This window comes from Bradyrhizobium sp. S3.7.6 (assembly GCF_054061875.1).
This window is the reverse complement of record NZ_JBSSEQ010000001.1, coordinates 2,661,341-2,682,710: the sequence shown is the minus strand read 5'-3', so window position 1 is coordinate 2,682,710 and position 21,370 is coordinate 2,661,341. Positions and strand designations below refer to the sequence as shown.

Genomic DNA, 21,370 nt, shown 5'->3' with positions numbered 1-21,370 from the left:
GATCAATCTCTCGGCCCAGCTCGTAGGATGGATAGAGCGGAGCGAAACCCATCAACACGCCTGGATGGAACGATGGGTCTCGCTGCGCTCTACCCATCGTACAGGCCGCGAGCTACCGCTCGCCCGGCCACATCGCCATGGCCGCCTTCGCTACGCCTCTCAACTCCTCAGGCGTCGCGTCGTCCTTGGCCTGGATCGCCATGCCTTCGAAGACGCTGAGGTAGAACCGGCTCAGCGCATCGATGTCGGTTGCGGCAGGCAGTTCGCCGCTCGCGACCGCAGCCTCCAGCCGCCCGCGCAAATTGCCGAGCATATCGAGCCGGGCCTTCTTGATCTCGCGGGCAATCGTTGCCGGCCATTCGTCGCTGACGGCGCCCAGCACGGCCATGCAGCCGGCCGGCGCTCTCCGGGATTTCGGCAGGGTCTCGGCCGCCCCGATCAGCAGATTCTCGATGCCGGCGCGCGCGGTCGCGCCTTCCGCAAGCCGGTCCCAGACCGGCTGGCCCTGGGTCTCGACGTAATGCTCGATCGCGGCAAGGTAGAGTGCCTCCTTGCTTTCGAAGGCCGCATAGAGGCTGGGCGAGCGGACGCCCATGGCGTCGCAGAGGTCGTGCATCGAGGCTGCCGCAAAGCCCTTGCGCCAAAACAGCAGCATGGCGGCCTCCAACGCCGCGTCGCGATCAAATTCCCGTGGCCGACCTGCCATCGCCCGTCTTTCTGTAATGATCAACACATAATTCACTTGACCGCGGCAATCAAGACTCCACATATTCTGTGTCGATCATTACAGAATTGGAGAGATCACATGACACTGGCAGGAAAACGGGCCCTGGTGACGGGCGCAAGCAGGGGTATCGGTGCGGCCATCGCGAAGGCGCTCGCCGCGGAAGGCGCCGATGTCGCGATTACTTACGAGAAGTCGGCGGAGATCGCCGCCAAGGTCGTGGACGCGATCAAGGCGACGGGCCGGAAAGCCGTAGCGATCCAGGCCGACAGCGCCGATGTCGCTGCCGTTCAGGCTTCGGTCGACAAGACCGTCAAGGAGCTGGGCGGGCTCGACATCCTGGTCAACAATGCCGGCATTCTGCGATTGGGCGGCCTCAACGACATCTCGCTCGCCGACATCGACGCGATGCTGAACGTCAACGTGCGTTCGCCGATCGCCGCGAGCAAGGCGGCGCTGCCGCACCTTGGCAAGGGCGGCCGCATCATCACCATCGGCAAGCTATTTTGCGGACCGCGTGCCCTCGCCGGCGCTCGGCGTGTACGCGGCGTCGAAGTCGGCGCTAACCGCATTCACGAAGGCGCTGGCGCGGGAGCTTGGCCCGAGGGACGTCACGGTCAACCTCGTGGCACCGGGCTCGATCGACACCGACATGAATCCGGCGCACGGCCCGACCGCGGAGACGCTGAAACAGTTCATGGCACTGGGCCGGTATGGTGCGACGGATGACATCGCGAATGCCGTGGCATTCCTGGCGAGCCCGAAGGCAAAATACATCACCGGCTCGACCTTGACCGTCGACGGCGGCGCGAACGCCTAGACATTCTGGCGCTTCGTGTTCGTCCAACAGGAGGTTGAGAAGCTGGCCACGACGGCGATGGCAAAATAAGATGATGTTCGCGATCATCATGGCGGGCGGCCGATGCCTCGGCCGCCCCCGAGCGTTAGATGGAGCGTGTCGCGTGCTTCGTCTCTCGTCCAGCTTCGAGCATGACAGCACGACTGTCACTTTGGCTTGAACGTCAAAATGCCGTTTGCACTCATCGTTCGCACCCGTCATTGTTTCGCAACGCCGCCCGGATGTTGAGCGGGTTCCGGTGATCAAGCGGGAGGCCTTGCCATGCAAGACGTCGAGAAGCGTGTCATTGGCAAGGTTATGTGGCGGCTTATACCGTTCCTGATCGTCTGCTATTTCGTGGCCTATCTTGACCGCGTCAATGTCGGCTTTGCCAAGCTGCACATGAACCAGGCGCTGGGTTTAAGTGAAGCGGCGTTCGGACTGGGCGCGGGCTTGTTCTTCGTCGGGTATTTCCTGTTTGAAGTCCCCTCCAACATCTTCCTGGAACGAGTCGGCGCGCGCGTCTGGATCGCCCGCATCATGATTACGTGGGGGATCGTCTCGGCGGCCTTCGCATTCATCCCATCGATATCGGCAGCAACGGGAATACCGACGACGGGCGTCTTCTACTCTCTTCGGTTGCTGCTCGGCGCCTGCGAGGCGGGGATTCTTTCCGGGCATCATCTTCTATCTGACCCTGTGGTTCCCGGCGGTTTACCGGGCTCGGGTCATCAGCCTGTTCATGCTGGCGATCCCGATTTCGTCCATCATCGGGTCGCCCATCTCCGGACTTCTGCTCGGCGTGACCGTTGGGGATTGGAAGGCTGGCAGTGGCTGTTCATTCTCGAGGCGCTGCCGTCGGTCGTGGTAGGCATCTGCGTCCTGCTCTATCTGACCGATTTTCCGCGCCAGGCCCGCTGGCTGCAACAAGACGAGATTGCCTGGCTGGAAGACGTGCAGGCCACCGAGAAGCGAAACAAGGAGAAGGTCGAACACCTGTCATTGGGTCAGGCGCTCACCGATTACCGCATTTTGTTGTGCGCTCTGGTGTACTTCTGCCTGAATGCTGCAAGTTACGGCGTGGCGTTCTTCCTGCCGACCATCATCAAGGGTTTTGGCGTCAGCGATACCCAGACCGGCTTGCTCGCAGCGCTGCCCTTTATTTTCGGGGCCGCGGGCATGGTGCTGCTTGGTCGTCATTCCGATCGGACCATGGAACGAAAGGGTCACGTCGCCGCGGCACTGTTGATGGCAGCGGTGGGCATCGGAGTGGCAGGTCTCGTTTCCAACTCCGTCCTTGTCATGGCATTGCTTTGCTTCGCACAGATCGGCGTCTCCGCGGTCCCCCCGATGTTTTGGCCGCTGCCGGCGAGCTTTCTAACGGGAGCATCGGCTGCCGCCGGCATCGCCGCGATCAACTCGCTTGGAAATCTTTCCGGTTTCGCCGGTCCTTACGCAATGGGCTATCTGAAGGATTTAACCGGCAGTTTTACCGCAGGTCTTCTGTTGCTGGCGGGTTGCGCGCTGGTGGGCGCAGTCGTTGTCGTGCTGCTACGCATCGATGCAAGGCGCGAGCAAGTGTCCGGCGAAATCGCGATGGCGCACTAGACGCTGGTGATCATCGCTACCTGAAATAGCCGAGCACGAGATCGATATCCGCGCTGCCGGCAACCGTGCCGTTGAGCTCGGCGTCGATGACGCGGCGGCAGGCCGCTATCGCGGCGTGATCGCCGAGATCGTTGGCGGCTTCAAGCACGAGCCAGGCGGCGTCGACGGAAGCCTTCTCGGGAGCCGAACCGCCGGCATCGACGGGCAGGCTCTTGTTCTTGCGAATTGCGGTGCCGAATTGAGGCAACATGGCAAATACTCCCCTCTGGCTCAGTGCACCTGGAGCTCGGGCTGACGGCCCGTATCGGCACCCGCGCCGGTCTTGCGCGACTGGTAGAACTTCAGAATGCTGCGCGACGTCTCGATCTTGAGCTTGCCGAACTCGCGCTCGCTGTCATGGAGCTCGCGCGCCGTGATCAGATGATCCTTGGCGCCGAGGAACAGCAGCGACATGGTCGTGTCCCACGAGAAGTCGAGCGCCTTGCACAGCACCAGAAGTATCTCGCGATTGCGGTCCATCATCGCGCGCTCGATCACGTCGACCGGAAGCGACGACAACAGCGACAGGCCGATCTGCACCTCGTCGAAACGGTGCTGGCGCGCATAGTTCGAGATCGAGTCCTGGTTGAGGTTGCCCTGGCGGTACTGCGTCGTCACCACGCGCTTGGCGACGAAATAGCTGCGCGAGGACGGACCGAACTTGGACTGCAGATCGCCGGTGACGTCGGTCACCGAGCTCTGGATCTGCGCCATCATCTCGGGCCGCTCGTGCTCGAGGCGGCGGCGGACGTCTTCCGACGCCTTGGAAATGAGCTGCTGGAAGATGTGGCGCGGCACGTCCTTGCGCAGGCCGAGCTGCTCGGCGAGGATCGAGTCACCCTCCGCGCGCCTGACCATGTGCAGCAGGCCCGAACCGGAGAAGCGCGCGCCCTCGTTCTTGGCGACGGAGGTCACGACCGCCTGGTCGCCGCGCTTGACCAGCACGTCGGTGACGGCTTCGCCGATCGACTTGCGCTGGGCGATCGCAAGCAGGTGCGCCTGGCCCTTGGTCATGGCGCTCTCGACCAGCATCTTCTCGTCGATACGGCTGGAGTCGCGCAGCACCGGACCGGCCACGTCGATCTCGTCGTCGAGGGCGAGCTTTTCGATAACATTGAGCGGAGCATGGTCGCAGGCCGACATCAGTTCCGAGAGCTGCGCCCGCGCGGCGACCTCGATCTCGTCGGCAAGCCGTCCGATGACCTCGCCGAACATGCTGATCTCGTCGTCGCTGTAGCGGCCGGTGATCAGGATGTCGGTCGCATGCCACAACGCCTTCGCCCGGCTCTCGTCGGTGCCGCGCGCGATCGCGTCGTCCAGATCCTGCAGAAGCGATTTTGCCCCGTTCATCTCGTTACCCCAGTTCTTGGTTAGCCATCCTGCTTGTGCGGGCAGGACGCCGAATTCCTCTGGGAACCGACACTAGAGATCAAACGCGAGAATCCAGTAAAGTCGGCAGATCAGTTTTGCCGAGCAAAATTCGTTAAAATGCGCGGGAATGGGTTTACCGGCGGGCAAGGGCCAGCGCTTGCCGAACAGGCTGCCGCGTTCACGGATTCGACGGCGTCAGCACCAGCGGTGGCTTCGGCTTGGGTTTTGCGGGCGGCGGGCCTGGCGCCGGCCTCACCTCGATCGGCGGCGGCAGCGGGGCGATCTGCTGGCTCGCGAGCGGCGGGCTTGTGAGTGGCGGGCTCGGCACCGCGGGGGCGGCCTGCGGCACCTTCGGCGTCGGCGCGGCCTTTGGCTTCGGCGGCGCGCGGCGCGGATCGCGGCCGGGCAACGGCACGTCGGTCAGCGACGGCTCGGGCACCGGATCGGGCGAGACCAGCGTCGGCAGCGCCGCAGTCGCCGGCGGCGGCTCGCCACGCTCGATCGCGTCCAGCCGGCGCGTCTCGCGATCGATCGTGCGCACCGCGAGCCAGGACGACAGCGGCGCGAGATCGACGGTGCGGTTGAGCCTGTCGGGGGGACCCGCCGCGAACAACTGGATCTCCGGCGGCGCGCCCGAAAGTCCGGTCATGATCGGCGTCAGGCTGGCGCGGATGTCGGCCTGGTCGGCGGGAATATCGTAGCCGCCGGAGACGATGGCCCGCGCGTTCTTGGCTTCCAGCGGTGTCGCGCCGACGCGCAGGCGCCCGTCGCGGATCGTGAACGGGATCTGCGCCGAGGCGACCGCGATCGGACCGGCCGACAGCGCAGGCTCGACGAGCTGCCGCAGCCTGTTGTCGTCGGCAACCTGGCCGCCGTCGCTGGCGCGGATGGCGATCTCGAAGGCGCGCGGATTGAGGCCGCTGATTTCCGCGGCCTCGAGCGTCACCGTGCCATTGCCGGCGAGCGCACCGGTCAACGCCGCAACGCTGCGGCCCTGGCTGGTCAGCGCCATCTGCACCGAGGCGCGTCCCTTGGGCAATGCGAGATCGCGGTAGCGCAGCGCCGCCGCATCGACATTGCGCAGCTCGATACGTGCGTTCAGCGCAACGCCATTGGCGCCATTGCGCGCGTCGAAGCTCGCCGACATCTCACCACCGCCGACACCGCCCTTGAGCGCGTCGAGCGCGAGCGACTGGCCGTCGCTCCGGATCGTGCCGCCGACGGGGCGCAGCTCGATGCCGTCAGGCAAGGTGCCGCGCAGGGCCTGGAAGGCGATGCGGCCGCGCCAGCCGCCGAGCAGCCCCGCACTCAGGGGATCGCCGGCATCATGTCCGGCGGCGCCGATGGCCATCGCGAACGCGGGCGCAAGATCGAGCGCGTCGAGGCCGATTTCGCCATCGACGCTCTTCTCCTGATCGAGCGTCACCGCGAGATGCCCGCGCAGATGCGAGCCGGCCGCGCTGCTGTCGAGATCGTCGAAGGTCAGGCGGTTGCCGGAGAGGCCGACGCGCGAGGACAGGTTGACGCTCTGCACTGACTTGTCCGCCGGGCTGGTCCCGAACAGCGGCGCCAGATTGGCATTGCGCACGCGCAAATTCACGCTGGCCTTCGGCTGGAACGAACTGGGGTCCGACAATTCGATGCTGCCTTTCGCATCCGCATCCAGTCCGCCGCCACCGAGCTTTGCGTTCAATTGCAACGGCCGGCGCCACGCGCCACTCAACCGGCCTTCGAACTGCGAAGGGCCCTCGCCCGCGGCAGCGACGCGATCGAGGCCGAGCAGCGCCAGCAATGCGCCCGCCTTCGGCGTCGAGATTTTCGAGTCCAGCGTGAAGTCGCTGTTGCGCAAGCGGTCGATGTCGATGTCGATGCCGTTGACCGCCGCTACCGGCGTCTGCCCGGCCAGCGTCGCTGTGGCCTTGAGCTGCGGCGCATCGAGATCGAGCACGGCGCGCGCGTCGCTGCGATCGGCATGGTCGGCGTTCTTGTCGAGGCTGAGGTCGAGCTTCAGCCGCGTCGCACCGGGCAATGACGGGATGGCGTCGAACCGTGCGCGCACCGAAGGCGCGATCGGCTCGAGCAGCGCGGTGAGCTCACGCAGCGAATTGGCCGAGGATTTCAGCGCGAGCTTGCCGGTGGCATGAACGCGGTCGAAGCTGCCGCTTGCTTCCGTGGTCACCCCGCTCGCCTGGCCGAAGCGCAACTGCTCCAGCGACAGCGCCGCAGGGCCGTAGCCGAGCTTCGCCGTGAACGGCCGCAGCTCCTGTCCGGCCGACATCGCGCGGCCGACATCGAGCGCAAGCTTGGCTTCCTCCGGCCATTCGCCCTGTGGCCCCGCGAGCGCGCGCACGAAGCTTGCGGCGGCATCGAGGTCGAGACGGTCGGCCTTGAGCTCGGCGTCGATCCGCGAGCCCTTGCTCGCGCCGGTCTGGACGAAGGCGATGCGGCCCTCCACCGCGCCGCCCTCGATCTCGGCCTTCAGCCTGTCGACGGCGAGATGGTTGGCGGCGATGGTCACGTCGCCGGCAAGGCGCAACGGCCGCGTGCTGCGGCGGTTGATCTCGCTGCGGCCCTGGAGCCAGGCCACCAGCGTATCGGGGTCGGACGACTCGACGCTGAGACGGCCGCTAAAGCTGTCGGCGCCGGGCGTTGCGCCGTTGAGCGAGAGCTGCGTCATGCCGGGCGCGCGCAGCTCGAGCCGCTGGAAAGTCCAGGACCTTCCGTCGGTCTGAAGCTCCGCCGTGATGTTCTGGAGCGGACGCCCGCCCAGCATGATCTGGTCGGAGTTGAACTCGATCTGCGCCGGCATCGGCGCCTGCGGGATCGCCGCAAGGCCCGCGCGCAGCGCCGGCAGGACGCGCTGCGGCTCGGCATCATCCTTGCCCGCCAGCTTGTCGGCATCGACCTGGCGCGCCGACAGCACCGCGCGCAGTAGCGGCGAGGCGCCGAACCTGACATCGCCGACACCGCCAAACTTGAGCGCATTGTCCTCGGCGCCGAAGCTCGCGTCGATCTGATCGAATTTGGCGCCGGCCGGATCGGCCTTGAGCTTTGCCGTGAGCTTCCAGGGTGTCGGCCCCGCCGTGCCCGCCTTCTTGACCGGGGGCACAGCGAGCGTCAGCGCGCCGTCGAATTTCGGCAGGCGGTTGTCGAAGGCGAGCACGCCTTCGAGATCGGCCAAGATCGCGCGCTCGCCGGGATCGATGTTGAGGTGGAGACGGGTGGCGCTGCCGTCGGCGCTCGGGCCGGAGGAGACGCGGAACGGATAGCGCACCCCGGTGGCGGTGAAACTGCCGTCGCCGCGGACCGAGCCGGCCAGCGAGCGCACGTCGCCGGAAAAGGTGATATCGTTCAATTCCAGCGTCGAGCGGCTGGCGGCATCGTGCAGGGCGATGCGGCCGGTGAGGTTCAGCCGCTCGATCGCAAGCGAGGCCAGGTTGAAGGTGCCGCTCGCGGTGGACGGCAAATCGACCCGGCCCTTGGCATCCAGGCCGAGATCCACGGCCATGCCGTTGACGGTCAGCTCGGTGGCGCGCCATTCGCCGCGCATCAGTGAGCTCAGGCTGAACTCGACGTCGAGCTTGTCGGCGCGCAGGCGGCCGAGATCGTTGTTGCCGCCGAAGGTGACCGAGCGCAGCCGCAGCGTCGGCGCCGGCAGCAGCCGCGCATCCAGCTCGCCCGCCACCCGCACCGGCACGCCCATGATCGTGCCCGCCTCCGCCTCGAACTGGGGCCTGAACTGGTTCCAGTCGATGAAGTAAGGCCCGATCAGCGCGGTCAGCAGCGCAATGATGAAGGCAATCGCCAATCCGAGCAGCGTCGTCTGCACGGGTCTCCCCTCGGCCAAATCGGCCCGGGCCGAACCTGAGGGCCTCAGGCGCGCCGGAACAGCCCCTTATATAAGGGGAAGTGTGGCGAAGTCACAGCGACTGTTGCGCGCGGAGGTTAACGCTGGCGGGAGACCCTCATGGTGAGGAGGCGCGCTAAGCGCCGTCTCGAACCATAGAGGCCCCCGCGCCCGCGGCTATCCTTCGAGACGGCTGCTTTGCAGCCTCCTCAGGATGAGGACCGGCGCTCGCAGATGCAGCGCCGCCGGCCATCACCAGCTTGCCGGCAGGCGTTTCAGGCCGCGCAGCACGAAGGTCGGGCGCCATTCCGGGTTCTCGACGTCGTCGATGCGCAAATCCGGCAGCCGCCGCAACAGCGTCGCGATGGCGATTTCGGCCTCGATGCGCGCCAATTGGGCGCCCAGGCAGAAATGGATGCCGCCGCCGAACGACAGCGGCTTGACGTTGGGCCGGGTGACGTCGAGCCGGTCGGGGCGATCAGGGTAGACCGCCGGATCGCGGTTGGCCGAGCCGAGCAGGCAGAGCACGGTCTCGCCCTTGGGGATGCTCTTGCCGCCGAGATCCGCGATGTCCTCCAGCGCCACGCGCCCGGTCATCTGCACCGAGGAATCGTAGCGCAAGAATTCCTCGATCGCGTTGACCATCAACTCGGGCCGCGCCTTCAGGAGCGCGAGCTGATCCGGATTGCGATGGAGCGCGAGCAGGCCGTTTCCGATCAGATTGACGGTGGTCTCGTGGCCGGCGCCGAACAGCAGGATGATGTTGGCGGTCAATTCTTCGTTGGTGAGCTTGTGGCCGTCTTCCTCGGCCTGCACCAGCTGGGTGGTGAGATCGTCGCCGGGATTGCGGCGGCGCAGCTCGAACAGCTGCTGGAAATACATCTGCGCCATCATGTTGCCGGCGTTGCCCTTCGCGATCTCTTCCGGCGTGAGGGGCACGGGGTCAAGCAGCCGCCCGCCATCGCGCGAGCTGTTGTAGAAGGTCTCGCGATGATCCTCGGGGATTCCGAGCATGTCGCAGATGATGGTGACCGGCAGGCGGAAGGCGAAATCCTCGATCAGGTCCATGTGGCCGCGCTCGATCACCGCATCGATGGTCTGGTCGACGATCGCCTGGATCCGCGGCCGCATGTCCTCGACGCGACGGGCGGTGAAGGCCTTCACGACGAGGCCGCGCAGGCGGGTGTGGTCGGGCGGATCGGATTGCAGCATCCAGTGGCTCATGCTGCGAAACACCGGCTCGTCCATGATGGCAGGGCTATAGCGGCGCTTGGAGCGCTCGACAAAGTCCTTGCCGAAGCGCTTGTCGCGCATCACGAAGCTGACGTCGGCATGGCGGCTGGCGACGAACTGGCCGAACGGCGTCACATGGATCGGCTCGATCGTGCGCAGCCGGTCGTAGTGCGGATAGGGATCGCGGATGAAGTCCGGCGACAGCGGATTGAACAGCGGTCCGCCTGCGGGTTGCACTTGCTCGTTCATGGTGACCTCAATCGGTTGCCGCATGACACGAATACGCCGGCAGCCCCCTTGCGCGCGCGGCGTAACCATCCCCAAGATTATAAACTCGATACATTGTTGTATCGAGTTGCATTCTGCCCTAACCTGCGCCGATGTCAAGGGTGAGAACCAGGCCGACCAGGGACGACACGCGCGACAAACTGTTCGAGGCGGCCGCGCGCGTGTTCGAGGCGGACGGCATCGGCGGCGCCAGCATCGAGGCGATCGCGGCCGCCGCGGGCTTCACCCGTGGGGCGTTCTATTCCAACTTCAAGAGCAAGGACGAATTGATCATCGCCATGCTCGAGGATCATGTCGAGCAGTCGATCCGGCGCAACCTCGACATCCTCGCGCAGCACGACAATCTCGACGATTTCATCGCGGCGCTGAAGACGATGGATCGCAGCCGGCAAGACCCGCTCGGCCGCTCGCCCCTTCTGCACATGGAGATGATCCTGTTCGTCGCGCGCGCCGAGAAGCGCCGCCCGGAGCTTGCCAAGCGGCTGCGCGCGCGGCGCAAGCTGGTGGCCGACATCGTCGAGGCCACGTTGAAGAGCAACGGCAGGAACGACACGCTGAATCCGCCGTGGATGGCCTCCGTCGTGCTGGCGCTGGAAGATGGCTTTCGCCTGCACCGCCTGATCGATCCGGAGACGACGCCGGCCGACAGTTTTCTGCGCGCGATCACGGATCTCAGGCGTAGGACCGGATTGTCGCCGAACTAGCCCGGGTCGCCGATATCAGGCTCGCGACCGGACCGTCATCCGACCGGCGTTGGATTCTCCGACAACTCGCCGTCCGCCCCCAATCGTGCGTTTGTGAAAACGTGGGCCTGCTTGCGGCAGGATCGGACAAGGCATGGCCGCTTCGGGAAATACGCCGGGCCTCGGCGCCGCTAACCGGCTAGGCGCCGGGCGATTGGCGCAGGCGCGTCCGTTAGCAGCAATCTCTCGACAGGGACGGCAATCGCTCTGGCGCAGTCGACGATCCGGTTGGCTAAACATCGCAACGTCACATCATGGGGACGGAGACAAACGATGGACAGGAAACGGTTTGCAATCGCGCCACGACGGAAGGCGGTCTCGACGGCGCTCATGTACGGGCTTTCACTGACCGTGCGTTTCACCTCGCCGACGGCCGATGAGGCGCCGCCACAGATCGCACAAGACGCCAAGGTCTCGACGTCGATCCTGATCGATCGGGGCTGGACCAACAAACCTGCGCTGCCGGTCGCCCTGCGCGGCTGGCCATCGGGCCCGCGAATTTGCCGCGCAGGATGTGAAGGCCCTGCGCTGCTGTCCTCGCTGCCCAACTGCGCCGCGCCGTAAGGACCAGGCGGTCTCCGTCTCACCTCTTCGCGTCATCATCGCTCGCAACAGGCACTGCTCGCATCGAGCGGCGGCGATGGCGCGCGTTTCGAACCAACAAACCCAGAACCAAATCCAGGAGTGAACCAAATGCGACTGCTCATCATTGGCGCCGGCTTCGCCGGCATGTACGCCGCCCTCTCCGCCGCTCGCCTGCGCGACATTCAGGGCGTCTCGCCGGAAGAGCTCGAGATCGCGCTCATCGCACCCGAGCCGACGCTGGTGGTCCGCCCTCGGCTCTATGAGCCGAAGCCGGAAACCCTGACGGCGCCGTTGCTCGATGTCCTCAAGGCGATCGACGTCGATTACATCCAGGGGAGCGCCGAGACTGTCAACACCGAGGCGCTGACGGTGCAGATCTCGACTCCCAAAGGCACCCGCAAGACCCTGTCCTACGACCGCCTGGTGATCGCTACCGGCAGCCGCCTCTTCCGACCCAACATCCCCGGCCTTGCCGAACACGGCTTCAGCGTCGACTCGCTCGACGATGCGGTTGCCCTCGACAAGCATCTGCATGGCCTCGCCGACCGGCCGGCCGTCAATGGACGTGACACGGTCGTGGTCGCCGGCGGCGGCTTCACCGGCATCGAGGCGGCGACCGAGCTGCCCGCGCGCCTGCGCGCCATCTTCGGACAAAACGCCAGGACGCGCGTGATCATCGTCGAGCGTAACGGCGCGATCGCTCCCGACATGGGCGAAGGCTCCCGCCCGGTCATCGAGCAAGCGCTGCGCAAGCTCGGCGTGGAGACAAGGCTCGGCACCGGCGTTGCCTCGCTCGACAAATCCGGCGTGACGCTGTCGACCGGCGAACACATCGAAACCGAGACGGTGGTCTGGGCAGCCGGTATTCGCGCCGCGCCGTTGACGGCGCAGATTCCCGCCGAGCGCGACAATTTCGGCCGGCTGCTGGTGGACCGCGATCTGCGCGTGCCCGGCATCGCCGGTGTCTTCGCCACCGGCGATGCCGCGCGAGCCGCGTGCGACGACGAGGGCAATTACGCGCTGATGTCTTGCCAGCACGCCACGCGGATGGGCGCCTTTGCCGGCAACAATGCGGCAGCCGAACTCCTGCGCGTCCCGACCAGGCCGTATCACCAGAAGGCCTACGTCACCTGCCTCGATCTCGGCGAAGCCGGCGCGCTGTTCACGCGCGGCTGGGAGCGCAAGGTCGAGATGGTCGGCGACGTCGCCAAGAAGACCAAGCAGGAGATCAACACGGTCTGGATCTACCCGCCCCGCGCCGAGCGTGCCGCAGCGCTCGCCTCGGCCGATCCGGAGCGTGTGACGAGCCTCTAGAAGCACGAAACGATCACGGCCGCACCTCCCTGGCTGCGCGGCCTGCTCAACCAAGACCAGCCGGGAGCCCTACCTTGAAACAGGAGACCAACATGAACCTGCACAACACCTCAAACCCCGCGACATCGAAGCCGGAAGAGCTCGTTCCATCGCGCTACGCGCTGAAGGTCGGCGAGATCGACGTGCTGGTGGTCAGCGACGGCGTGCTGCCGCTGCCAACCACGATGCTGGCGCACAATGCCGACCCGGCCGTCCGGGCGACCTGGCTGCACGACATGTTCCTGCCGCAGGACGCTTTCGACTGGGCGTTGAATGCGGTCGTGGTCCGCAGCGGCGACAAGACCATCCTCATCGACGCTGGACTGGGGTCCGACCCGGATCTGCACTTGCCGCGCGCCGGCCAGTTGATCAAGCGACTGGAGGCCGCCGGCATCGATCTTTCGTCCGTGACCGATCTGGTGCTGACCCACTTGCACATGGATCACATTGGCGGACTGCTCGTCGACGGGGTGAAGGAGCGGCTGCGTAAAGACCTGCGGATCCACGTGGCGGCCGCCGAGGTCAAATTCTGGGAGGCGCCCGATTTTTCCCACACCGCCATGCCGCCGGGCTTCCCGGACGCGCTTCGGGCGACCGCCAAGCGGTTCGTCAAGGAGTACGGAAGTCAGCTGCGGAAGTTCGATGAGCAGCACGAGGTTGCGCCGGGCGTCGTCGTTCGTCGCACCGGCGGTCACACCCCCGGACACAGCGTGGTTCGCGTGGCATCCGGCGGCGACGGGCTGACGTTCGCCGGCGACGCCGTGTTTGCCGTCGGATTCGATCAACCCGACTGGCACAACGGTTTCGAACACGACCCCGAGGAGGCGGCGCGCGTTCGGGTCGGTCTGTTGCGAGAGATTGCCGCGAGCGGCGAGATGCTGGTGGCGACCCACATGCCGTTCCCGTCCGTCGGCCATGTGGCGGTCGCCGGCGACGCCTTTCGCTGGGTGCCGGTGTTCTGGGACTACTGATCGCTCGCTGAGCCAACGTGAGACCAGGGCGCGCGCATTCATGGCGGGCCCTGGTTTCGATGCGGCGAACCGAGTCAGCGCGGCGCGCCGCCGATATCAGATCCGATCGTTGATCAGGACGCCGGACAACGACGGATCGTTCGCATTGGTCGTATCGCCTGCTTTCGTCGCGCTATATGTCGAGTCCGCAAGCGAGCTTTTCAGCTGCTGGAGAAACTGCTGCAGCAGCTCTGCCGTCGAATTGCCACTTGACGAGTCGTCCGTGCCGTTCACCGAGGGAGGCTCGCCGGATGGCGGTGGCCCGTCCGGCGGCGGTCCACCCGCTCCGTGCGGTCCATGCGAGAGCGCCGCCTTGAAAATTCCTTGCAGCTCGGTGGCCTGCTCGTCCGTCAACTTGCCGGCCGACACTTGCTGCTGGATGAGGCCATTAATCTTCGACGCGAAGGCGTCGGGCGAAGATGTCCCGCCGCCGGATTGATCGCTTGCACCGGTTGACTGCAACGCGGAGCCGATGCTGCTGAGCGCGGCCGACAGCGCCGACTGATCCGACGCATCGATCGTGCCGGAACTGACTTCCGCTTGCAGCTCGTCTTGTAATTGTTGCAACGGTGATGAGCGGTGGTGATTGGAGGAGAGCGCAGAAATCGAGGTCATGGTGGCTTTCCGTGCTTTTGGCGGACCCGAGGTGACGTTGCCCCGAGTCCCATCCAGTCCTGAGTTCGCCCTGGCAGTTGGATTTGCCTGGTTGCGCGGTGGTAGGAACGGGAGCTGGCGCGGAGCATTTGGCAGGGCGCCGCGCCGGTTGCTCGATATTGCCAATCGGCAATTAGTAATATCCAGAAACAAAAATCCGACCAGCCGATCATCAGCCGGGGCTGGAGCTACCCGTTGAAAGGGATGACTGCCGGATTGTGCGCGAACGCCCTGGAGCCGACTATGCCGACCGCTTCACCACGTCGCGACCGGCCGGCGTAACATCGATCCGCCCCAGCATCGCCCTCGTCTGCTCGGCGCAGTGCTCGATCAGCCAGCGTTCGAATACGACCGGCGGCAGCGCGGGCGCGTAGAGGAAGCCCTGGACGACGTCGCAGCCGAGCTCGGCCAGCGTCTTGCGCTGGCCTTCGGTCTCGACGCCTTCGGCGACGACGGTCATGCCGAGGCCCTGTCCGACGCGCACCACGGCGGTGGCGACCGCGAGCGCGCCCGCGTCTCTCTCGATGTCGCGCATGAAACTGCGGTCGATCTTCAGCTCGCGGATCGGCAGATGCGCAAGCCGGCTGAGGCTGGAATAGCCGGTGCCGAAATCGTCCACGGAAAGCCCGACGCCGAGCTCGCGGATCGCGTTCATCGTCTCCAGCGCGGCAACGCTGTCCCGCATGAACGTGCCCTCGGTGATCTCGAGCATCAGTGCGTCCGGCGGCAGATCGTATTCGGCGAGGATGTCCTTGAGCCGCGCCGCCAGCGTAACGTTGCGGAAATTGATCGGCGACAGGTTCACCGACACGCTGGGAATGTCGAGCCCGGCGCGGCGCCAGTCCGCCATCTGCCGGCAGGCCTCACGCACCGACCACAGGCCGATCTGCTCGATCAGGCCGCACTCCTCAGCGAGCGGGATGAATTTCGCCGGCGAGACGTCGCCGAGCACGGCATCATGCCAGCGCGCCAATGCCTCGACGCCGTGGACGGCACCGTCGCAACTGCGGATCTGCGGCTGGTAGCTGAGGGTCAGCGCGCCCTCGGCGATGGCGCGGCGCAGCGCTGCGATCAGCGCCAGGCGCTGCTCGGTGAGCCCGTTCATTTCGGCGCTGAAGATGCGATGGGTGGAGCGGCCGGCCTGCTTGGCCATGTACATGGCCGCATCCGCCTGCTGCATCAAGGTGTCGATGTCGGTCGCATGGTCGGGATAGAGGCTGATGCCGATGCTCGCCGACATCTGCAGCTGCCTGGAGCCAAGCCGCAGCGGCGCGGCGAGCGCCTCCGCGACCCCGGCCGCGACGCGCTCGGCGCTCTCGGCATTGCGCTGCGGCAGCAGGATGACGAACTCGTCGCCGCCGAGCCGTCCCAGCATGTCCTCGGGGCCGATCTGCTCGCGCAGGCGCTGCGCGAGCTGGATCAACAGCTCATCGCCCGCGGCGTGGCCGAACGTGTCGTTGACGTCCTTGAAATGATCGACGTCGAGGAAGGCCAGCGCAACGTGGCTGCCGGTCGGGCAGGCATCGATGGCCGTGGTGATCAGGTGCCGCAGTTGCGCGCGATTTGGCAGCCCGGTGAGAATGTCGTGATAGGCGAGCCGCGCGATCTCGGCCCGCGCTTCCTTGCGCTCGATCGCGAAGGCGCCGAGGTCGACGCAGGCGTTGACGATACGGCGGTGCCAGTTGCTCGGCGCGCGCGGTTCACGGAAATAGAAGGCGAAGGTGGCGATGACCCGGCCGTCCTTGGCCTTGATCGGTGTCGACCAACAGGCGCGCAGGCCCACTTCGAGCGGACGCGTCTTGTAGGGCTGCCAGCGCGGATCGGTGTCGAGATCTTCGGCCAGCACCGGTTCACCGTAGAAGGCCGCGGTGCCGCAGGATCCGACATTCGGACCGATCGCGATGCCGTCCAGCGCACGCGAATAGTCCTCGGGCAGGCTGGGGCCGCCGAGCGGATGGACGAGGCCTGCGGCATCGACGTGGAGCAGCGAGCAAACCACGTCAGGCGCGATCTCCTCGACCCTTCGGCACAGCCTGTCGGCGATATCGGTGATCGGAACCTCGTCGGCCAGCGCACTCATGATGAGCTGCTGGAGCGAGCGCGGCTGCCTGGTCTCGGTGATGTCCTCGAGTAGCGCGAAGATGTGCCTGGCACGGCCCTTCTTGTCGCGGAAGACGTCGATACGGGCGCAGACCCAGATCTCCTCGCCGCCCTTGTTGTAGACCAGCGTCTCGATTTCGCCGCGGCGGCCGCCGGTCATCAGGCGCTTGACGAGCTTCGCGACGGCCTTCCGATCGGTGTGGCGGCCGGCGATCAGCGCGCCGGCGCGGCGGCCCTCGGCCTCCTCGCTGGTGTAGCCAAACAGCGTCGCGAAGGTGGAATTGACGTAGACGATGTTCTGGTCCGTGTCGGTGATGAGCACCGCGCGGTTGGTCTGGTCGGAGACGGCGTGGAGAAGCCCGATTCTGACGCGGCGCTCGGCCTCCGCGGTGACGTCACGCGCGAACACGACGTGATGGGTGACGCCGCCACGCGTGACGGATGACAGCGAGATGGCCGCCCGGATCCGGGTGCCGTCGCGCCGCACGAGGCTGATCTCGTCGCGGAACTCCGCGACCGGATCGGCCCGAAGGCATTTGAGCGTGAGAAGTTCGGCGTCGCGGCCGAGCACCTCGGCGCGCGCGAGTTTCCAGATCCGCTCCGCGCCGGCATTGAAATGCGTGATGCGACGCGCGCCATCGACGATGACGATGCCGCCGTCGGCGCATTCGAGCGCAGCCAGCAGCACGTCCGGAATTTCTGTGGGACAATCGGCGGCGGACATCGTTGGACCCGGATGCATCGGGAAGATGGCAAGGGGGGCCGAGGCTAGCGCCGCGATGGTGTCCAAGACGTTTTTGCAGCCAGGTCGCGTCCGGCCAAGACGCGACATGTTTAACGGCTCGCGAAAGCTGCGAAGGCAATCCGATGCATTCGGAACCTATTCGGCCGCGCTTGTGGGCTTGAGCTTGTGCAGCCGGCCGGCCACCGCCCGCACCTTGCGTGGAGCGGCCTGCCAGACCGCGAGCGCCGACAGTCCGCTCACGACCATGGCGATGGCGAAGGCGAGCGTGTAGTCGCCGGTGCGATCATAGAGGAAACCCGTGAGCCAGGGACCCGCCGCGCCGCCGGCCAGGGCCGCCAGCATGATCGTTCCAAAAATGCTGCCCTGGTGCCTGCCCTGGAAGATCTCGAACACCACCGCGCCCATGATCGAGGTGAGGCCGTAGCCGAGCGCGCCTTGCGCGAACACCATGACATAGACCAGCCACAGCGACGGCTGGAATTTCAGCGCCATCAGCGCCGCGAAGCAGATCGCAAAGCCGGCACAGCTGATCGCCCACACCCATTCCCGCCCGATCCGGTCGGAGACGTGGCCGAGCAGGATCTGGCCGGGAATGCCGAGCAGGCTGACGATGCCGAGCGCCCACACCGCGACACCCGGGCTGAAGCCGATGTCGAGCAGGAATTTGGTCTGGTGCACCTGCACCGCGTACCAGATGTACAGGCCGCTGAAATAGCCGAGCGCGATCCACCAGAAGCGTGCGGTCGCAACCGCCCGCTTGAGCGTCCAGTCGGTGCCGACCCAGACGGGATCGACGATGTTGGACACCGGTGTCGCCGCGCCCGCCGCCGGCGTGGCATCGCCGTCCGGCTGAAGGCCGATGTCTTCGGGCCGCTTGTGCAGGAACAGATTGATCGGCGCCAGCACGACGAGGATGAGCAGTCCCATCGCGGTACAGGCGGTGCGCCAGCCGGTCTCTTCGATCATGTGCTGCACCCAGGGCAGCAGCGTCACCGAGCCGATGCCGACGCCGGCAAAGGCGATCCCGATGGCGAAGCCACGCTTGCGGATGAACCAGTTCGGCAGGAACAGCGACTGGCCGGAATAGCCGAGACACACCGAGCCGGCGCCGACCATGACGCCGATGGTCACGTAGAGATGCCAGGGCGTGCTGGTGAGTGGCGCGAGCAGCAGCCCGCCGCCCATCAGCACAACACCGAGCTCCATCACCGCGCGCGGGCCGGCGCGATCCATCAGGCGGCCGATCAGCGGGCTGACGATGCCCGACACGACGAAGCCGAAGGAGAATGCGCCGGCAGTGACGCCGCGTTCCCAGCCGAATTCCGAGATGATGGGAGGAAAGAACAGCGAAAACGCGGTGCGCGCGTTGACGCCGATCGCCATGGTCACGAAGGTCACCGCGACCACGACCCAGCCGTAGAAGAACGGAAGCCGCATGTTGTGCTTATTTCATCCCTAGATGGTGCTACCGACCATCCAGGGCCGTCTGGGTCAAGCGATTTTCACGAATGTGTTTCTTGGCGGGTCGCAGAAGTTGCCACATCGTCATGGCCGGGCTTGTCCCGGCCATCCACGTCTTCGCTACGCGGAACAAAGAACGTGGATGCCCGGGACAAGCCCGGGCATGACGACCTCTCGTATATGTTCAAATGTTGCCAGGCCCGCGCTCAGGCCGCGTCGCGCTGCGAAGCCCGGACGGGCGCGTCGAACTCGATCTGGTCGACCGGCTGCGGGCGTCCGAACAGATAGCCTTGTGCAAAATTGACGCCGAGCGCGGTCAGCCGCTCGAACTCTTCGCGTGTCTCGACGCCTTCGGCGGTAACCGACATATCGAGGCCGCGTGCGAGCGTCACGATCGAGGCGATGATCGCGGAGCTGCGCGGCTGATGCGTGAGGTTGCGGATGAAGGACTTGTCGATCTTGATCTTGTCGAACGGGAACGTGGTCAGATAGCTGAGCGACGAATAGCCGGTGCCGAAATCGTCGAGCGCCAGCTCGATGCCGATGTGCTTCAGCCGCTCCATGAAGGCAAGGTTCTCGACGCCGCGTTCCAGCAGCACGGATTCGGTGATCTCGATCTCCAGCCGCTGCGGCGCAAGGCTGGAATCTGCCAACGCTGCGCAGATCGTCTCGAACAGCTCGGCTTCCTTGAACTGGATCGGTGACAGGTTCACCGCAACCATGAGATCGCATGGCCAGGCGGCGGCGTCCGCACAGGCGCGCCGCAGCACGAATTCGCCGAGCGGCACGATCAGCCCGGTTTCCTCGGCAAGCCCGATGAACTGGTCCGGCGGGATCAGGCCGCGGCTCGGATGCCGCCAGCGCACCAGCGCCTCGAAGCCGCGACGGCCACCGCTGGCGACGTCCATAAAGGGCTGATAGTGCACTTCGAGCTGGCACTGCGCGATGGCATCGCGCAAATCGCCTTCCAGCGTGTTGCGAGCCTCGAGCTCGGCCGACATCGCCTCGTCGTAGATGGTGAAGCAGTTGCGGCCGGCCGATTTCGAGCGGTAGAGCGCGAGGTCCGCCTTCTTCAGCAACTGCTCCTGGTCGCTGCCGTGGTCCGGTGCGATCGCGATGCCGATGCTGGTGCCGATCTCGACGCGATGGCCGGGCAGCAGGAACGGTTCGGCGACCAGCTTCGCGATCCGCGCGGCGAGTTCGGTCGCGCAAGTCCGCTGATCGTCGCAAGCCTCCTGGATGATGGCGAACTCGTCGCCGCCGAGCCGCGCCAGCACGTCGGTGGCGCGCAGCGCAGATCTCAGCCGCAGCGCCACCTGGCGCAGCAGCGCATCGCCCGCACCATGGCCGAGCGAGTCGTTGACGTTCTTGAAGCGGTCGAGATCGAGCATCAGGATCGCGAACGGCAGGCCCCGCACGCTCAACTGGCTGTTCATCATGTCGAGCCGGGTCAGGAAGAAGGCGCGGTTCGGCAGCCCGGTCAGGATATCGGTCTGGGCGAGCTCCAGCACCCGCCGGTTCGCCAGCGAGAGCCGCCGCGAGCTGCGGCTTGCGAGCATGAGATAGGTCGCGAGCGACAGCGTCAGCAGCATGCCGACGACGATGACGGCAACGGCGCGGTCGTAGGCCGTCTCCAGCGAACCTCCGGCCGTCGGCATGGCGCGCACCTGCCAGTCGGTATCGCCGATCTTGAGGCTGCCCGACCAGTGCAGCGCCCGGGCGACGTCCCGCATCGACTGCGGCGACGTGGCGGCCGACGCATAGTCCGGCAGGGTTTGTTCCAGGCTGACGATCTGCCCCGTGAAGGGTGGATAGACGTTCACGCTGACCGCGGGGCTTGCTCCCGTGGTCACGCGAATGGACTGGATCAGCAGCGGCAGGTCGAAGACGCCGACGACGAAGCCCGCCAGATTGCGGCGCCGGTCCGCCACCGCCTCGCGCGAGGTTCCCTTGGCGTAGACGGGAATGGCAACGAGCACGTCGGGCTGCCGGCCGCCCTCCTTCGGCTCGTAGAGGCGCGTGCGAATGGCGGCGACGCGATCGTTGTCGCGCGCGCGCTCGAGGGCTGCGCGGCGCTCCGGAACGGTCGCGTAATCCATGCCGTAGACCGACGACGTCTTCGGCTGGGTCGAGTAGAACACCGGGAAATATTCATCGGCTTGCGGCGCGGTCGCGAAGGTCTCGCCCTGGAGCGATTTGATGCGATAGCCGGACACGCCGTCCGTGGCCGCGGCGGCCTCGTATTCGGCGCGCTCTTTGCGGTTGACGCGCGGCAGCCAGGAGATGCGCAGCATGCCGGGATGACGTTCGAACAGCCGGGAGCTGAACGTCTCGAATTCGCTGCGGGTGATTTCCTCGTTGGTCGATTCGAACAGCGTACGCAGCGCGACGAGCCTGGAGATGTACTCGCTCATGCCGTTCTGCATGACGATGGCTTCGGTTTCGGCGGCGTTCTCGAACTCGATCTTGTTGACGCGGTTTTCCCATCGCGCCACGGCGGCGGCGCCCACGAGCGAGAACAGGAGACCGACGCCGACTGCGACGAGCGCAGGGCGATAGAGTCCGAGCAGCGGCGCGGCGCGCCACCATCCGGTCCTACGTTCCCGATCCTGATCGTTCTGACCCCGACCGCCCATCTTGATCCCGCAAGTCCCCCTCGGCGCGGCAACCCACTTCTGGTTGAGCTGCCGGAACTGCTATCGGACAAGGATCGGGGTTAAGAACCGCACAATTTCAGAACCGGGTCGTCGCAGATTGCGCGGCTTAGTTAA

Annotated in this window: 14 protein-coding genes and 1 pseudogene; 6 read left to right on the top strand and 9 right to left on the bottom strand. The window is 65.9% G+C overall.

Annotation, left to right across the window (positions count from 1 at the left end; all coding sequences use genetic code 11):
- Positions 1-112: 112 nt before the first annotated feature.
- Positions 113-655, bottom strand: coding sequence for a TetR/AcrR family transcriptional regulator (locus ACVJ5M_RS12705; RefSeq protein ID WP_245328564.1), 543 nt, complete (start codon positions 653-655; stop codon positions 113-115).
- A gap of 150 nt (positions 656-805) precedes the next feature.
- On the opposite strand from ACVJ5M_RS12705, the pseudogene ACVJ5M_RS12700 reads away from it, so the two are divergent.
- Together ACVJ5M_RS12700 and ACVJ5M_RS12695 are read left to right on the top strand one after the other, a co-directional pair.
- A pseudogene (locus ACVJ5M_RS12700) lies at positions 806-1,544 on the top strand (3-oxoacyl-ACP reductase family protein).
- Positions 1,545-1,844: 300 nt separating this feature from the next.
- Positions 1,845-3,170 carry an MFS transporter gene (locus tag ACVJ5M_RS12695; RefSeq protein WP_456679295.1) on the top strand — a complete coding sequence of 442 codons (1,326 nt, stop codon included), beginning with the start codon at positions 1,845-1,847 and terminating at the stop codon, positions 3,168-3,170.
- 16 nt (positions 3,171-3,186) lie between these two features.
- Here ACVJ5M_RS12695 and ACVJ5M_RS12690 read toward each other — a convergent pair whose 3' ends face one another.
- The 4 genes from ACVJ5M_RS12690 to ACVJ5M_RS12675 all read right to left on the bottom strand — a co-directional run bounded on the left by ACVJ5M_RS12690 (position 3,187) and on the right by ACVJ5M_RS12675 (position 9,909).
- On the bottom strand, positions 3,187-3,420 hold the full coding sequence (locus tag ACVJ5M_RS12690) for a hypothetical protein (protein ID WP_063981598.1): 234 nt from the start codon (positions 3,418-3,420) through the stop codon (positions 3,187-3,189).
- A 20-nt stretch (positions 3,421-3,440) separates the two neighbouring features.
- Positions 3,441-4,559 carry a DUF2336 domain-containing protein gene (locus ACVJ5M_RS12685; RefSeq protein WP_063981597.1) on the bottom strand — a complete coding sequence of 373 codons (1,119 nt, stop codon included), beginning with the start codon at positions 4,557-4,559 and terminating at the stop codon, positions 3,441-3,443.
- A gap of 199 nt (positions 4,560-4,758) precedes the next feature.
- The gene (locus tag ACVJ5M_RS12680; protein WP_456679294.1) at positions 4,759-8,409 is read right to left on the bottom strand and encodes an AsmA family protein; all 3,651 of its coding nucleotides are present in this window, start codon (positions 8,407-8,409) and stop codon (positions 4,759-4,761) included.
- Positions 8,410-8,679: 270 nt separating this feature from the next.
- Positions 8,680-9,909 (bottom strand): cytochrome P450, encoded by a 1,230-nt coding sequence (locus ACVJ5M_RS12675; RefSeq protein WP_063986151.1) that lies wholly within the window; start codon positions 9,907-9,909, stop codon positions 8,680-8,682.
- Between the two features lie 131 nt (positions 9,910-10,040).
- On the opposite strand from ACVJ5M_RS12675, the gene ACVJ5M_RS12670 reads away from it, so the two are divergent.
- The 4 genes from ACVJ5M_RS12670 (at position 10,041) to ACVJ5M_RS12655 (ending at position 13,600) form a co-directional block, all read left to right on the top strand.
- Positions 10,041-10,652: a TetR/AcrR family transcriptional regulator gene (locus ACVJ5M_RS12670; RefSeq protein ID WP_063981595.1), complete on the top strand. Its 612-nt coding sequence runs from the start codon at positions 10,041-10,043 to the stop codon at positions 10,650-10,652.
- Between the two features lie 312 nt (positions 10,653-10,964).
- Positions 10,965-11,255: a hypothetical protein gene (locus ACVJ5M_RS12665; protein WP_063981594.1), complete on the top strand. Its 291-nt coding sequence runs from the start codon at positions 10,965-10,967 to the stop codon at positions 11,253-11,255.
- A gap of 129 nt (positions 11,256-11,384) precedes the next feature.
- Entirely contained in the window at positions 11,385-12,590 is a 1,206-nt protein-coding gene (locus ACVJ5M_RS12660; protein WP_063981593.1) for an NAD(P)/FAD-dependent oxidoreductase, read from the top strand.
- 92 nt (positions 12,591-12,682) lie between these two features.
- Complete coding sequence (locus ACVJ5M_RS12655) at positions 12,683-13,600, top strand: MBL fold metallo-hydrolase (protein WP_354099570.1); 918 nt, start codon at positions 12,683-12,685, stop codon at positions 13,598-13,600.
- Positions 13,601-13,696: 96 nt separating this feature from the next.
- Here ACVJ5M_RS12655 and ACVJ5M_RS12650 read toward each other — a convergent pair whose 3' ends face one another.
- The 4 genes from ACVJ5M_RS12650 to ACVJ5M_RS12635 all read right to left on the bottom strand — a co-directional run bounded on the left by ACVJ5M_RS12650 (position 13,697) and on the right by ACVJ5M_RS12635 (position 21,235).
- On the bottom strand, positions 13,697-14,254 hold the full coding sequence (locus tag ACVJ5M_RS12650) for a hypothetical protein (protein ID WP_063981591.1): 558 nt from the start codon (positions 14,252-14,254) through the stop codon (positions 13,697-13,699).
- Positions 14,255-14,534: 280 nt separating this feature from the next.
- Entirely contained in the window at positions 14,535-17,117 is a 2,583-nt protein-coding gene (locus ACVJ5M_RS12645) for an EAL domain-containing protein (RefSeq protein ID WP_456679293.1), read from the bottom strand.
- 156 nt (positions 17,118-17,273) lie between these two features.
- Complete coding sequence (locus ACVJ5M_RS12640; protein WP_063981589.1) at positions 17,274-18,575, bottom strand: MFS transporter; 1,302 nt, start codon at positions 18,573-18,575, stop codon at positions 17,274-17,276.
- Between the two features lie 230 nt (positions 18,576-18,805).
- A complete protein-coding gene (locus ACVJ5M_RS12635; protein ID WP_063981588.1) occupies positions 18,806-21,235 on the bottom strand; it encodes a bifunctional diguanylate cyclase/phosphodiesterase in 2,430 nt (809 codons plus the stop codon).
- Between the last annotated feature and the right edge of the window lie 135 nt (positions 21,236-21,370).